The 15,154-nt window shown below is 55.7% G+C and carries 13 protein-coding genes and 1 tRNA gene; 9 read left to right on the forward strand and 5 right to left on the reverse strand.

The window, feature by feature from the left end:
* Positions 1-42: 42 nt before the first annotated feature.
* Both HY282_01210 and argB read left to right on the forward strand, forming a co-directional pair.
* Positions 43-450: a hypothetical protein gene (locus HY282_01210; protein ID MBI3802367.1), complete on the forward strand. Its 408-nt coding sequence runs from the start codon at positions 43-45 to the stop codon at positions 448-450.
* Complete coding sequence (argB, locus tag HY282_01215; GenBank protein ID MBI3802368.1) at positions 443-1,294, forward strand: acetylglutamate kinase; 852 nt, start codon at positions 443-445, stop codon at positions 1,292-1,294. Before HY282_01210 ends, argB begins: the two co-directional genes overlap by 8 nt.
* Positions 1,295-1,394: 100 nt before the next feature.
* On the opposite strand, the gene HY282_01220 is transcribed toward argB, so the two are convergent.
* The 3 genes from HY282_01220 to HY282_01230 all read right to left on the reverse strand — a co-directional run bounded on the left by HY282_01220 (position 1,395) and on the right by HY282_01230 (position 6,684).
* Positions 1,395-1,952 carry a BON domain-containing protein gene (locus HY282_01220; protein MBI3802369.1) on the reverse strand — a complete coding sequence of 186 codons (558 nt, stop codon included), beginning with the start codon at positions 1,950-1,952 and terminating at the stop codon, positions 1,395-1,397.
* A gap of 414 nt (positions 1,953-2,366) precedes the next feature.
* A complete protein-coding gene (locus tag HY282_01225) occupies positions 2,367-3,167 on the reverse strand; it encodes an SUMF1/EgtB/PvdO family nonheme iron enzyme (protein MBI3802370.1) in 801 nt (266 codons plus the stop codon).
* 157 nt (positions 3,168-3,324) lie between these two features.
* A complete protein-coding gene (locus HY282_01230; protein ID MBI3802371.1) occupies positions 3,325-6,684 on the reverse strand; it encodes a GAF domain-containing protein in 3,360 nt (1,119 codons plus the stop codon).
* 167 nt (positions 6,685-6,851) lie between these two features.
* Here HY282_01230 and HY282_01235 point away from each other — a divergent pair.
* From HY282_01235 to HY282_01245, 3 genes are all read left to right on the forward strand, one after another.
* A tRNA-Leu gene (locus tag HY282_01235) sits at positions 6,852-6,938 on the forward strand.
* A gap of 279 nt (positions 6,939-7,217) precedes the next feature.
* Positions 7,218-7,493 (forward strand): hypothetical protein, encoded by a 276-nt coding sequence (locus HY282_01240; protein MBI3802372.1) that lies wholly within the window; start codon positions 7,218-7,220, stop codon positions 7,491-7,493.
* Between the two features lie 188 nt (positions 7,494-7,681).
* Entirely contained in the window at positions 7,682-8,671 is a 990-nt protein-coding gene (locus tag HY282_01245) for a hypothetical protein (GenBank protein ID MBI3802373.1), read from the forward strand.
* Between the two features lie 47 nt (positions 8,672-8,718).
* Here HY282_01245 and HY282_01250 read toward each other — a convergent pair whose 3' ends face one another.
* Positions 8,719-9,462 (reverse strand): FkbM family methyltransferase, encoded by a 744-nt coding sequence (locus HY282_01250; GenBank protein ID MBI3802374.1) that lies wholly within the window; start codon positions 9,460-9,462, stop codon positions 8,719-8,721.
* Positions 9,463-9,671: 209 nt separating this feature from the next.
* On the opposite strand from HY282_01250, the gene HY282_01255 reads away from it, so the two are divergent.
* From HY282_01255 to HY282_01270, 4 genes are all read left to right on the forward strand, one after another.
* A complete protein-coding gene (locus HY282_01255; protein ID MBI3802375.1) occupies positions 9,672-10,268 on the forward strand; it encodes a DUF4337 domain-containing protein in 597 nt (198 codons plus the stop codon).
* Between the two features lie 88 nt (positions 10,269-10,356).
* A complete protein-coding gene (locus tag HY282_01260) occupies positions 10,357-11,646 on the forward strand; it encodes an MFS transporter (GenBank protein MBI3802376.1) in 1,290 nt (429 codons plus the stop codon).
* 339 nt (positions 11,647-11,985) lie between these two features.
* Complete coding sequence (locus tag HY282_01265) at positions 11,986-12,129, forward strand: hypothetical protein (GenBank protein ID MBI3802377.1); 144 nt, start codon at positions 11,986-11,988, stop codon at positions 12,127-12,129.
* 81 nt (positions 12,130-12,210) lie between these two features.
* Positions 12,211-12,432 carry a hypothetical protein gene (locus HY282_01270; GenBank protein ID MBI3802378.1) on the forward strand — a complete coding sequence of 74 codons (222 nt, stop codon included), beginning with the start codon at positions 12,211-12,213 and terminating at the stop codon, positions 12,430-12,432.
* 40 nt (positions 12,433-12,472) lie between these two features.
* Here HY282_01270 and HY282_01275 read toward each other — a convergent pair whose 3' ends face one another.
* Positions 12,473-15,106, reverse strand: a complete 2,634-nt coding sequence (locus HY282_01275; protein MBI3802379.1) for a BamA/TamA family outer membrane protein — start codon at positions 15,104-15,106, stop codon at positions 12,473-12,475.
* Positions 15,107-15,154: the final 48 nt, after the last annotated feature.

Raw genomic sequence — 15,154 nt, forward strand, 5'->3', positions numbered from 1 at the left:
TATCTTTTCTTCTGAATTCTGTCTTCTAAATTCTGGTTTTATATGTCCCCCCCTTCATCCAAACCTCAAAAAAACATCCCGGTCATCCTTATCGCGGAGAACGCGCCGGAACGGCTTGATTCGCTGCGGGAGTGTATCCGGCGTCTTTATTTCCTCTCTCCCTTTGAGAGCACCTTCAAAGAGTTTGTCCTCGCTTTCTCCATTCGAAAGAAGACCGTCTGGATCTGGATGGTCCTTCGAAGCGCCACGGCCGAAGCGCTTCAAGCGATCGGGGAGGTGGCGAAGCAGGACGGAATCGGCTGGGTCGATTTGAGCCATCTGCCCGAAGAGGAAAAAGAGCGTCATCGCGAAACGGTGGTAAAGCACCAAGAGTCGTATCAGGTTTTTTCGGCGGAAGATATCGACGCGCTCCTCGCCGTCTTCATTGAAAGGGTCAATCAGAATGGGTAGCAACTTGAATGAGAAAGCGCAAATTTTGGTCGAGGCCCTTCCCTATATCCGGGCCTTCTTCGGCAAAACGATCGTCATTAAATACGGCGGGGCGGCGATGACCGAGGCGGCGCTGAAGAACCAGTTTGCCGAGGATGTCGTTTTGATGAAGTATGTCGGGATGAATCCGGTGATCGTCCATGGCGGCGGCCCGCAGATCTCCGGGATGATGAAAAAGCTCGGGAAGGAGCCGAAATTTGTGAAGGGGGTCCGGGTCACCGACGCCGAGACGATGGAGATCGTCGAGATGGTCTTGGGGGGGACGATCAACAAAGAGATCGTAACCTTGATCAACCGGCATGGAGGGCGCGGCGTCGGCCTCTCCGGAAAAGACGGCGCGCTGATCCAGGCCGCTCCGATGAAAGGGGAGGCGGAGATGGGCCAGGTCGGCGAGGTGAAAATGATCGATCCGCAGATCCTCAAGACGTTGGAAGGGGGACGGTTCATTCCGGTGATCTCCCCGGTCGGGGCCGACGAAGAAGGACGAAGTTATAATATCAACGCCGACCTCGCCGCCGGCAAGGTGGCGTCGGCCCTCTCGGCCGAGAAGCTCCTGATCCTCACCGATGTGTCGGGGATCTTAGATGACAAAGGAACGCTCCTTCCGACCCTCTCCCGAAAAGAGGTCCAACGGCTGATCAAAAAAGGGGTCATCAGCAAGGGGATGCTTCCAAAAGTCGAGGCGGCTCTGACCGCGGTCGAAGGAGGGGTCCAGAAGGCGCACATTATCGATGGCCGGGTTCCCCATGCCCTGCTGCTTGAAATCTTTACCGACCGGGGGGTCGGCACCGAAATCATCGCCTAATGGAAAAGGGGAGATAAACTTCTCTCCCCTTCCATTAAAGATATCGAGAGATCGGTCCGCGTACGCGCTATTCCTAACAGACCTCTCCGTTCCCTCACATTCAGTTGTTCGTAAAGCGCGCCCCGTCCACGGTTGTATTATCGACCACATTCTTGACCCCATTCGAGGTCACGGTCATCTGATTAATGACCGCCTTCACCCCTTTGACCTCTTTGACATATTGGGCGATCAGATCCCTTTCCGTTTCGCTGGCCGCCTCGCCCTGCAGGGTGACAATCCCATTTTCGGCATCCACTTTCGTCTTCCGGGCATTCAGATTTCGATTGAACAACAGCGCTGATTTCACGCTGGTGACGAGCCATGCCTCATCTCCACCCTTGAGCTTGAGCTGATTGTCGACCCGTTCGACATCCGGCAATAAGGCGATGGTCAGCTCGGCCAACGAGCGGTGGTGCTCCTCTGCGACGGTGCCGACCAAGGTCACGACCCCGTTTTTTGCGTGGACTTCAATCGCGTCATCCTTCAGATAATTTTTAAACACATACGACTTCCTTACGTCCGACTCGATCCGATCGTCCGTAGAGGCGTGCAGCGGCGCCGCGGAGATCAAGAGCGCCGCCAAGGCCGCCGTCAGAGTGAATAAATGGATGGTTTTCATAGACGTCTCCTTTTGTGATTGCTGGGGTAGACCTTGCGTCAAAAGGAAAGATCAGAACACGCGTGTGAACAAGATCCAAATTAAAATTAAACTGAACGGAACGCCTAACAGCCATGCCAACAAATATCCCATTGTTTATCTCCTTAAAATTAGGTTCGATAAAGCGACCTATTGTGCCTATATTAATTAGCAATAAAAGTGCCAAGGTCGAAGGTCAAAAGAGAGATCCAGGTCACTCCATCCCCAATGGCTGCTGAAAACTTTTGCAGATAATGAACGTTGCCGTTTTATCTCAAGGGGACTTCGAATGCCGGCGAAGGATATCACCTAGGCGGGATGATGATTTTTAGTGAAGGTCAAGAAAGGGTGAAGAGAGATCGTTGAATTTCGGAGGGAAGCGATGCTGCAACCGCGTTACGGCGATTTTGCGCAGCGGAAACCCAAGTCGGCGTAGCCCTCTTCGGGAGGGATTGACGAGCGGTAGGTGGTTCGATAAAAGAGGGGAAGGGAGAAATGTCCTTGCCCCCCCCATCCTCCGCCGCGGAAGACCTTTTGCTTCTCTCCGAAATTGGGGCTCTTGTAGGTCGAGCCGGGGTAGGGCTGATACCAGTCGGCGGTCCATTCCCAGACGTTCCCCGCCATATCCAACGCCCCATAGGGGCTTGCCCCCGCCTTGAACGACCCGACCGGGACGATGTCGCCGTAGCCGGAGTCTCCCGCATTTAGTTTTTTATTATCGTAGGTATTTCCCCATGGAAACTCGCGGCCGTCGGTGCCGCGCGCCGCCTTTTCCCACTCCGCCTCGGTCGGGAGGCGCTTCCCGACCCAATGGCAGTAGCGGTCGGCGTCGTACCAGTTCACATCGGTGACCGGATGATTTTCCCGGCCCGGCGGGACGCTTCGAATATAGAAGTAGCCGGGGGGGCGGGAGCGGGTGGCATCGATAAAGGCTTTGTATTGGGCGTTGGTCACCTCTTGGCGGTCGATATAGAAAAGAGGAAGATGTACCTTGTGCTGCGGGTGCTCGTCGAGGTACCACGGTTTGGCGCTTCCGAACTCTTCCCCCTGGCGGTCGGCATCGACCTTGTCGCTGCCGCGAATAAATTCACCGGCCGAGACCGCGACCATTTCGGGAGGGGGAGGCGGAACGCGGAGAAAACAGCCCGATAAGATCAAGCCAAAAAGGGCGATGGCGGAGAAGGATGCTCGAATCATGGCGGCGATTATAGTGAGTTTGCCGGAAGGGGTCAAGGGGAGGAGGGGGGGTGGGTGATCGGGGAACGCGCCGCGTCGGTTCCTTTACGACTTATTCGTCCTGAGGAGATTGCCCGATTTGGTTCTGCATTTCGGTCTGCTGATTTCTGGCGTCGGTTTAGGACGATTTTTCTCTTTTTTGGAATGATCCGGCCGGCGTCTCGGCTCCGGCGAGCGGATCTTCCAGATAAGGGAGGAAGATGATGAAGCAAGACCCTTTTCCCAACTCGCTCTGAACTTCCACGGTCCCCTCAATCAGGAGGAGCGATTTCTTGACAATGGCGAGGCCGAGGCCGGTTCCCTCCACCGATCGGGTGAGTGAGCCGTCGATCTGCCGGAACGGATCGAAAATGGTCGGGAGGTCTTCTTTTTTCATTCCGATGCCGGTGTCTTCGATCGAGAGGAGAATGCCGCGCGGCGTCGTTTTTTCCCGAACCGTTATCGTGATGGTTCCCTTTTCCGTAAATTTAATGGCATTGGAGAGAAGGTTGAGGAAAACTTGCTGGACGCGCAGCGGATCGCTCCGCAGCGGGGAGAGGGTTTGCGGCAGGCGCCAACGGACATCGATCCGCTTTTCGCCGAGAAGCGGCTTGATATCTTCAAACACCTCAAGAAGGAGGTGTTTGAGATCGAATTCCTCCGCGGCGGTCTCGACCTTTCCCGCTTCAATCTTGGAGAGGTCGAGCAGGTTGTTGATCAACGACAGCAGCGAGTGGGCGTTGCGCTGCACACTGCTCAATGACTGGGTCTGACGCCCTTCCAGCGGTCCATAGAGCTCCGCCAAGAGAAGATGGGTGTAGCCGATAATCGCATTGAGCGGCGTCCTCAGCTCGTGCGAGACATTCGAGAGGAACTCGGTTTTGAGCCGGCTTGCCTCCTCTGCCTCCTTTTTCTTTTCGGTTAACTCCTCGAAGAGGCGCGCATTCTCGATAAAGGGGGCGAGGTGATTGGCGAACGGGAGCAGGGAGTCGACGCGTGCCTCGGAGAATTCTTCCGCCCGATCGCTTTTGAGATTCAGGGTGGCGATCGCCTTTCCCCTCAACATCACCGGGAGGATCGCATACGATCGGATCCCCTCCCCGAAGAGGAAGCGATCTTCCCGATAGATCTGAGAGGCGGTCAGGTCGGAGCAGATTAAAGGCCGCTGGTGAGAGAGAACCGAATAAATGGCGGAATTCTCCTGGGGCCACCGGGCCATCCCCGTATCCCGGTCCGAATGGACGATCCGAAGCAGGCGGACCTCTTTATACGCTTCATCCAATAACCCGATGCTGAGTCGGCTGAAGGGGAGATGGCGTTTGAGCCCTTCCGAGATGTGGAAGAAGATCTGATCCAGATTTCGACTCAGGCTGATCTCCTTCGTCAGCAGGGCGAACTGATCGTTGAGGGCGGCCGCCTCGGCATGCAATCGGTCGTTCTCGATCGCAATCGCCGCATACCGTGCCAGAATCTCAATCGTCTTTCCGTCTTCATGATCGAGGGTCCTCCCGCGTCGCTTCGTCTGTAGAAAGAGGATCCCGACCGCCTCTCCCCGAACGAGGATCGGCGCGCCGATCGCCGACTGAATCGTTCGTCCCTGAGAAAAAGGGAGGCTCTCGAAGAGGCTTGGATGATCTTCGATGGTCATCGTCCGCTTTTCCCTCAGGATCGGCTCGGTGACCTCGTTTGCTTCGAACGACCGGCCGATCTGCGCGGCGGGATCGCCCATAAATACCTGCAGCAGCAGCCCCGGACGCTCGCGCTGTCGCAGGAGGATGCCTCCTTCTTCCATCTCCATCAGTGCGCAGCCGCGCTGGACGACGAGGTCCAGCACCGCCCGTCGATTCGACTCGGCCCCGATCTCTTGGGCGATCTCCCGCAAGGTTTCGGTCCGCGCCAGGTGCCGCTCCCGCTCCTCGATCCATTTTAAATGCAGGACGGCGCTGGCCGCCTCGGTGGCGATGGCGGAGAGGATTTCGATTTCCTGGGGGGGAAAGGGGCCCGATTTGGAGAAGTAGACGGCCAGCACGCCGTAGACCTCCTCCTGAAAGAGGAGGGGAACGGCGATGAGCGACGCAAAGCCGAACCGGATCGCCTCTTCCCGAAGCGGGAGCGGGATGCTTTTTTCCGATTCGAGATGGGGGACGGTGATCGCCCGTCGCTCGCGGATGGCAAGGAGCGCAGGACTCTCCTCTCCGGTCGTCGCAATCTTAAAGGCCTCGGCAAAAAAGGGAATCTCGACCGGTGGAACCTGATAGGCTCCCTTCGGCACCAGGGTCTTTTCCTCTTTCAGGAGGAGAACGGCAAAACCTCCCCGTACCGCTTCGGCCGCAATCTGCGCCAAGTGGTGGAGGACCTCCTGGGGAGACATTTCAGAAGAGACCGCATAGACCATCTTATGCAGAAGGGCCTGCCGCCGCGCCTGTTCGTTCGAGTGTTGAAAAAGCCGGGCATTGGCGATCGCCGCCGCGGCATGCTGGGCGAGCATCACGGCGAGCGCCTGCTCGGTTTCCGTGATGACTTTGTTCGGTTGAGAGGTTCCCATATTGAAGGCGCCGATCACCTCCCCTTTCCAGAAGATCGGTGTTCCCATGTGGCTCTTTAGATTCAGCGTTGTGATCCCCATCATCGGCTGATTCATCGAGATGTAGTCGTGAATAATGACGATCTTCTTCTCCTCCGCCACCCGGCCGGCCAGCCCTTCCCCCCTTCGGAGTTTCTGCCCCACGATCTCTTGTGGAAGGTTGGCGACGGCCCGCATCACGAATGCCTCCTCCTCCGGATCCCACAGGAGAAAGCCGGCGACCTCGAAGTCGAGGAGGCGCAGCCCCTCGGAGAGGATCATCTGGAGGAGCCGATTGAGTTCCAACTCCGCCGTAAGGCCGTGGCTGATCTGCTGCAAGGTCTGGAGATGGGAGGCGAACCGACCCCGCTCTATCGCAAGGGTCCGCTCCCGGAGAAAGTCTTGCTCTTTTTGGCGGGAGAGGAGGTAGACGGTGACGCCGACCGGTAAATAAAGGAAGCAGAAGACAACTTCCGACGCCATCTGGCGGGAGAGGACCTCGCCCTGGTCATAAAGGTAGGGAAGGAGGGTGAAGCCGGTGGCGGCGCCGATGACGATCAGATTCTCCCTTGGAGAGTAGAAAAAGGAGGACCAGAAGATCACGAGAAAATAGAGAATGGAGTAGGGACTGGCGGCGCCGCCGCTGAAGTAGACGAAGAAAGAAATATAAACCAGGGTGAGGGCGGTGGTGAAATGAAAGGTCCGGAACGGGACCCGCCGCCAGTCCATGGCGAAGAAGAGAAATCCGGTGAGGCTGCCGATCAAACAGAGAAGATCAAGGGCAAAGAGGGAGGCATGCTCCGGCGGGCTGAATAGGCGCAGCAGGGCCCAGACGGCGGCCATGGAGAAGTAGAGTCCGCCGGCCGTTTTGGCCATGATGACCCGTTTGTCCTCGCCGGGCTGCGGCAAAAGCCATTTGGCGGCCAGTTGGTTCAAAGCGATGCCTCCCTCCATCTCTTAAGCAAAGGGCGTTTGGTAATTATAGGGAACGGTCTTCTGAGATGCAAGTGACCTATGGCACAGAATAATAAAAAAGGGAGGGACTGAAAAAGCATCGTTTTCTTGATTTAATGGGGGAGATGTGTTAAATAGGGAAGGCTTTCGGGCGCGTGGCGGAAATGGTAGACGCAGCAGTCTCAAAAACTGCCGAGGGCAACCTCATGCCAGTTCGATTCTGGCCGCGCCCACCATCTGGATGCGACGGTTCGTTGGTCAGGACCGATCTTTTATCTACCGCATTTTCTTTTTTACACTCCCGGTTCATTGCTTGCAGGATTTAAGTCCCTCTTTTTTCGGCATCATAAGATCGAGCAGCAGAAGGGCGGGCCGGTTCCGCTCCGCAGATTAAACGCCTCAAAAGACCGAGCCGATCTGGCTTAAAATACCTGTCGTGTATTTGAGGGCGCGATTCTATGCCGACGTGAGCGTCCTTCATCGATCGGTCGCGAATATCCCCGGAGAACAGCATCATGGGAAACATACTAGGCATGTATCTAATCGGGATGGATTTTACCGATCAAAATCTGGCCGATCTGCTTCAGGCCGCTGAGAAGGCGAAGATCAGACTGAAGCAGCTTCAGAAGCAGCTCGCTGAATCCGAAAAGCCGTCCGAGAAGGAATTAAGGTGGATTCAAGAGCAGATGATGGATCTCGAGGCGGTCATTAGAGACATCCACCATCTCATCAAAGGCAAGGAAAAGGTCGGAGAGAACCCCCCTTTTCAGCCCCATTATAAGTTGTCCTAATCGCGGCCGAGTCTCCGGCCACCGGACCGCCGCAGAAGATTCCTGCCTTTTCCACTGAATGTGATCGGCAATACGTATCCCGCTGTTCAGTTTGCGTTAAAATGAATTGTCGCTCACTCTTGTTTCTGACGCGATTGCGCCCCCATTCATAAAGTCGGATAAGCGCTCACAACAGAGGAATCCTCCGGATGATAAAAGCGACGGCGCTCGTGACCTCTTTTATCCTTCTCGCCTTTCTTCTTTTTGCCTGTGGTCCAAAATATATCACCTCGCCGGGGGGACTTCTCGTCCCGTTGACGAATTGTAAGCGTATGGCCGGACGTTATCAGCAGGTCCGGGTCCGCGGGGATATTATTCGGCAATATGAAAGTGAGCTCGGCGTTCCCCCAGAGGTCGGTTTGCCCGAGGAAGCGTTTAATCTCTCAAACTATGCGGCCGACCTCTGCCATGCCGAGCGCCTCTATATATCGAGCGGTGAGTATCCGCAATATCTCTGTAGAGAAGAGCGGCTCAAAAACGCAGCCCTTCAAGTCGATGTGTTGAATGCCCTGCTGGAGAGTATTCATCAGGCGAAGGATGCCGCAATGAAGGCCCCCGATATTAACTTTTTGAGAAACGACTACAATGAGCGTTTTATCAGGGAATTGGATCAGCCCTGCTCCACCGTCCCCAGGACCTTGTCAAAAGAGGACCTCGCGAGGATGAAGGATGTCACCGAGACCAAAAACGATATGGGAGGAGGTGCCGTCGGACGCCCGCGTCCGTTGATGTCGGTCGATCGGCCGGAGATTACTTTCGAGGGGATCAATTTCCTTCTTCATATCAATGCGATCAACCGGGGTCAGGCACCCGCGGGGGAGGTTACTCTGAATCTCTATTTTATCGATCGAGATTTATCGCAACCACCGATTGAAGCCGGACCGTTCTCGGTGGAGACCGGGATTAAAGCGTCCGCGAGGATGCGTTGGGACGTTCGCCTGTCCAAGGGGACCGAGATCGAGCCTTTCTATCTCTACCTTCAACTAAAGTATAAGAACCCGTCAGAGCTCTCAAAGAGCTATGTCGATCGATTTTATTTTAGTTGGCCGGGGGTAAAGGAGGATCAATCGGTGACCCATATGAGAGAAATGAATCAAAAGGAGAAATTTAAGATCCAGGAATATTTAAACGGGATCTGAAATGAATGCCGGAAGAACGGAATGTCCCTTTGCAGCGTTATCGGATTTTAGTTCCGATAGGCGGTCACCTTCTCCGCAAATTTTTCGAATCGGGTGAATTCCTTTGTGGCGAGATAAAACGCCCGATCGCAGCCGATGCAGATTTTATCGTGGAGCTCGGCGCTGATGATCTTCACCTTGCCGATCCACCCTTCCGCCCGCTCCAAGACCTCCTTTTCGCCCCCCTCGATATCCATCTTTAGAATATCGATCCGGTCGATGTGATAGTCCTTTAAAAGGGAGTCGATCGTGATGCAATTGACCTGCTGACCGGTCGACTCCCTTTTGTTGGTCGTCTCGGTCACGGTGTATCCCCACGCGCCGGTGAAACGATTTTGAATAGTCCGTGTGCAGTTGGATCCCCACAGAGCGGCTTTGATCGGAACGATGTTTTTATATCGATTCGTGTTCTTGACCAGCATTTCAAAATTCTCTTCTTCCGGCTCAATCGCAAATACTTTTGCGTTCGGATATTTCTTTGCGAAGTAGAGGGCCGAGGCGCCGATATTCGCTCCGGCATCGACGATGACCGACGGGTCGGCATCGTGTATATGGTCGCATTCTTGTTTAATCAAATGGCTGACGGCGACGCTGAGATCGGTGGTGGCGGTCCGGATGTAGAGCGTCTCGTCGCCGAGGGTGACCTGTCGGATTCTCTTCCGTTTGGTCCGCCCGTCGATCATGAATCGGACCGCTTCTTTCGCGCCGATCAAATTTGAAAGGCGAAAAAACTTCTGGATGGTTTTTTTCATCACATTCCGAACAGGGTTGGCTTCATTCTAAATCCGGGCGGAAAATCGCGGGCCCTATTCCGAGAGAGCCCGAAAGACCAAGGGTAGTATACCTTTTCGAAAAGAGGGTTTCAAGGGTTGTCATTCGGTTTGGCTTGCCTCCCTTATTGGAATATGCTATCTCTACTTCTGACTCAATCTGTAGCGACGTTGTCCTCAGGAGAGAGCAGATGCCGGAAGTGGAACTCCCCAAGTTGGAGGAGCTGGAGAAAATGAAAACCCGCTCGTTCGAGCGGCGGGTGGCGCTGACCACGTCAATCTTCGCCGTGGTGTTGGCGATCGCCGGCCTCGGCGGAAGCAACGCCACGAAAGAGATGCTCTTGGCCCAACAGCAGGCGTCGGACCAGTGGGCATTTTATCAATCAAAATCGGTCAAGGAGCATCAGACCCGCACGCGGCGGATGCAGCTCGAGATAGAGCTGGCCGAGCGGGGTCCGAACATGCCCCCCGATATCCGCAAACGAACCGAGGGGCTGCTGGCCCAGACGACGGAGGAGGAGAAGCGGTATCAGTCGGAGAAGGGAGAGATCGAGAAGGAGGCAAAGGCGCTGGAGCAGGAGAGGAATATCTTCCGCGCCAGAGATCCCTATTTTGACTTCGCCGAGGTGTTGCTGCAGATCGCCATTGTCATGGCGTCGATTTCTATTTTATCCGACGTCCCGGCAATCTTTTACTTCAGCCTGGCGCTCGCCTCGATCGGAACCCTCCTCGTTCTCAACGGCTATTTACTCCTTGTGAAAATTCCGTTTATCCAGAGCGGCCACTGATACAGTAAACCGATGGTTCAACCTACCGACCGATTCATTCCAATTCAGACATTCGCCATTTAGAAATTCATCGAGGGATCAGCGCCAGGTGGACGGAGATCGGAAGAGAAGGGGGGGTGTCCGGTGGTTGATTCTCGGCCTCCTCTTTCTGATCAGCATGGTCACCTACATCGACCGGGTCAATATTTCGATCGCCGGAAAAGAGATGATGCCGGAGTTCGGCCTCTCTGCAGTCGAAATGGGGGCCGCCTTTTCCGCCTTTGTTTTCGGCTATGCGCTTTTCCAGATTCCGGGCGGATGGCTTGGAGATCGCTGGGGCCCGCGCTTTATTTTGACCGCCGCGGTGCTCTGGTGGTCGCTCTTCACCGCTTTTACCGCCGCCGTCGGGCTCCCTCTGCTTGAATCCCTCTTTGGGCTGTTCGGCTCTTTGCTGTTGATCCGATTTTGGGTCGGGGTGGGCGAGGCGGCGGCGCTGCCGAATTTTAACCGGGCGGTGGCGAACTGGCTCGCCCCCTCCGAGCGGGGGTTGGGGATCGGTGTTTCGATCGGCGGCATCGGATTTGGCTCCGCCCTCACCCCGCCGGTGGTGGCGTTCTTGATGGGGCGCTACGGCTGGCGGATGGCGTTTTACGTTTCGGCCGCCGCCGGCCTCTTTGTCGCGGCGCTCTGGTTTCTCGTCGCACGGGATCGGCCGGAGGAACATCCATGGGTGACGGAGTCGGAGGCAGCCTGGATCGGACGACCGGCCGCCGACGCCCCGTCGCGCGCCCCCGGTTTTTCGGCGCTCCTTCGAAGCCGCTCCGTCTGGTTTCTCACGCTGAGCTATACCATGCTCGGATATATCGCCTATATCTACCTCTCTTGGTTTTTTCTCTATCTGGTCAACGTCCGAAATTTCACCGTTTTAAAAGGCTCTTTCTTGGCGACCGGGCCGTTCCTGGCGATGGCGCTCTTCTGCCCCTTGGGGGGATGGGTCACCGATCGGCTGACCGACCGATATGGTCCCGGCATTGGAAGGCGGGGGGTCGGCGCGGCCGGGATGTTCCTCACCGCCGTGCTGATCTTCTTGGGCGCCGTCGCTCAAGAGCCGTACACGGCGATCTTTCTTCTCTCCCTGGGGGCGGGGCTCCTTTATGCCACGGTCGGCGCCTATTGGGCGAGCACGATCGATCTGTCGCATCGGCATTCGGGAGCGTTGTCGGGGTTGATGAACATGGGGGCGAATCTCGGCGGGACCCTCTCGCCGACGCTGACCCCGTTTCTCGGCGAGCGGTGGGGGTGGCCGGTTGCCCTCGGCGTGGCGGCCGGCGCCGCATTGGTCGGAGCGCTTCTCTGGTTTGGGGTTCGCTTCGACCGGGGCGATGAATCGCCCGGATGAATTGGGCTCTCACAGATATTTTTCGTCTATCCTATTTTTACTGACTCTTTCCGCTAGATCGTTCCCGCATCTTTCGTCGCATTTCCCACAAAAATGTAGATCGCTGTTGCGGACGAAAGCGGGTCCGCCGCGCGGCGTCTCTTCCATGAAGGCGTAAATTTTATAGATAATCCAAATAAAAGCCATCGTTAGAAGGCGCTTTCCACGAAACCGGGGTGAGTCACTCTTTTGGCCTGCACTTTGCTTTATTTAGGGGCAGAGTACGGCGGTGTACCTCAGGAGCAAAGGCGCTCCTCACCTCAAGTAGGTGGGGGGCGCGTTTTTTTTATGGAGGGATCTATGGCAAGTTCATGGGAATTAGGCGCATTTATTATCGGCTCTCTCTCAATGTCGGTCTTGGTCGCCTTGGCACACTCGATCATTTCAATCGATCGAAATCTCAAGGAGCGACAGGCGCGAATGAGGAAAATGGGGTCGATTTAACGTTCTGAAAACGATGACTCGAAGCGGACTAACTCAATTCCAAGAAGGATACGAGGGAAACCCGAGGAAAAGGAGGAAGCGATGTACGAGGAAATTTTGACCTATGTATTTCCGATCATGATTGCAATGATCCTTTTAAGCTTTGGCTGCGCCTGGGTATTGACGGCGGTCAAGTCTCCCGAGAGTTCGGGCGGCAAACAGCACCCGGCGGCCGAGTCGGATTGGAGATTTCTGGACGCAGGTCCGGAAGGGGTCCGAAAAAGTGTTACGCAAGAGATCCAGACGCAAACCAAGATGGTATGAGCGATCATTTAAACAGGTCCGTCGGATACCGACCGGCGGATCAAAAGGCATGCCCGGCGCCGAGGTAATAATGGGGCCTGCTTTCCGCTTTGACCGGGGAGTCGATCGGGATCGCCACGTCGACCCGAAAGATCACCGGATAGAAGCCGAACGCATCGATGTACCAACGGATTCCCGATCCGACATCGAATTTGTAATGGGTCAGGGAGAACAAAGTCTGATAGTCGGCCGCGTTCCCGCTGTCGACAAAAAGAACGTTCTGTAGGGTGTGGGTCAGCATCAGCCCCATCATGTTGACATCGGTCTCATAATAAAGCGGAAAGCGATATTCGATCGAGACCAGCGTCATGTTGCTCCCCTCGAAACGGAGCGGAACAAACCCCCGCATGGCATCTTCACCCCCCAGGAAAAACCGGCTTTTCTTGAAAAGGCTGCCGACCGATTCTCCCCAAAAAAAACGACCGACGATCTCGTGGTAATTGGAGAGCGCGTACGATCGGCGCAGATCGATGCTGCCGGCGAAGAGCGATTGATAGAGCCCGCCGGTGAAGCGCTGATCGAATCCCAAGGTGAGATTGCTCTTCGGATACCGCCCGGTGAGCCGCTGGACGAAGCCGGCCAGCGGAATCTCAGGAACGTTCAGCGCATAACCGAGATGGAGGGTCCCGGCCGGCTTCTGCGGAGGGGAGTCAATGGGGGTCTCCGGCGCTTGATAGACCACGCCGAATGTCCCCGTTTGATATCGTTTTAAGACGTGGCTGAGGAAAACGCCCCCCGCTTCACCGATATCCGAGTGGGAATAATCGACGGTGATCCCATTCTGATCGTCATACATCCGCTGGAACAGGAGCTCCCCGGAGTAGGTGAACGTTCGGGTGTTGACGTTATAGTCGGGTGTCGGAAAATCGGTGACCAGCACCTTCCAGCGGTTGGGATACCGGTTGTTCAACGGATTGGTATCGCTCGACTGATGGCTCGGGTCGATCTCCACCGAGGTGATCGGAGAAGGGGTGATCAGGAGCCCTTCATAGGAATTCTCCTCCCCCGTCCAAAAGAGCGGAATCTGCGTTCCATTCTTTTCCTCGGCCAGGATCTCAATCGGCTCCACGCCGATCCCTTTTTTTTCGACGAGAATCGACGTCAGATATCCCTCTTCCACCTTTTTCTTTGAGATCTTCGAGAGACCGAAGTCGAGCGCCGGGCTCGCCGAGAGCCATTGATCGATAAGCGGGTCCAAATTCGTTCCCGAGAGCCGGTAGAGGATCCGGCGGAAAGTGGGGGTTCCGCCCGCCGCCACCTCTTGCAGATAGGCAGCGACTGCTTCCTCCACCTTCTGCTCGCCGACGAGGTTTCGGATCCGATCAAAGATCGTCGCCCCATCCGCCTGAGAGGCGTTGAAGAATTGAATGTCTTCGTTGACGGTATGAGCGGACGACTCGCTGAAATAGACCTGTCGGAGCGGAAGGTCCTTCGAGTAGAGAATGTCGTCGATGAATGGGATAAATCCGAGCGGTGTCAACCAAGTCGCCAGGGTTGGCCGCGGACCGTATTTGTCTTGAAAAAAGCGCTGGGTTTCGAGGCTTCCGAGCCCCTCGATGACCCAGGCCTCTTCCTGGGGGAGCTTTTCGCGCCATAAAAGGATAAAGAGGCCTCTCGCGATCCGCATTCTGTGAAAGCGCTTCAGGAGGGGGAACGTCTTAAAGAGCTTGGTGCTCAAAAAAAGGATACCGGCCCCAGGGGTCGCCAGATCCTGATAAAGATGTGATTCGGTGAGTTGAAGCTGTGTCGGCGGAAGGGGCCCCGCGGTTCTTAAAAAGAAGGAGGTTGCCTCATCGACCGTCCGCAACACCCCCTTCGCATAAATCCGATCTTCCGATCGAAAGTGATAGGTCAGCACCACCGGCCCGATTGTTTTCTCCTTCTGAACCGGACGCAATCCGATCGAGAGAGAAAAATAGGGGAGGCGATCGGCTTCGAATAAAAACGTCCGCCACGCGCCGGTTTCATAAACCCCTTTCCAGGGAACCGAAGCGATCAGGTCCCGGTCGGACGGGAGGGTAAAATAGATCTTCCATCCGCTCGGCGCGGGAGGGAGGAGAAAATTCCATTGATCGTCCCGGCGGGCGGCGAGATAGGGATACCACCCTCCCTGCAACGTCACTAGGTTTCGGTATTGTCCGAAGACGCCATATTTCTCCGGAATCACCGTCGTGAAGTGAACGATGACGTCGAACGACTCTCCCGGACCGATCGGGCGGGGGAGCGGCACCCGCATCAGCATGTTGTTTTTGAACAACTCCGGAAAAGAGGAGAGGCTATCGCCGTGAGCATCTTGGATGGCGGTCACTTCCATTTCACCGGTGTTGAATCCGACCGGATAGGTCTGCTGAAAGGCGGTGATTTCGGCGCGGGGATCTTTTTCCAGGTAGAGATTCGGATAAAGGAAGAGATAGATCTCCGAGAGGGGGACGGGGCTTTCGTTGGTGAAGTGAATCGTCTCCGACCCGTAGATCCGCTGCGTCGTTTCGGAATAGGCCGCGACAATCTGATATTCGGGCTGATATTCGGGAGAGGCTGCCCAGGCCGACGAAAAACCGAAGAGCAGAAAGAGGGGAAGGAGTAGGATCATCTCCTCGATTATAACATTTCGGGGGAGGCCCATAGAAACGGTCATTGATCATCCCAGCGATTTTTCATTTTATATGGACATATAGAACGGCTG

Source organism: Candidatus Manganitrophaceae bacterium (assembly GCA_016200325.1).
Classification (GTDB): domain Bacteria; phylum Nitrospirota; class Nitrospiria; order SBBL01; family Manganitrophaceae; genus Manganitrophus.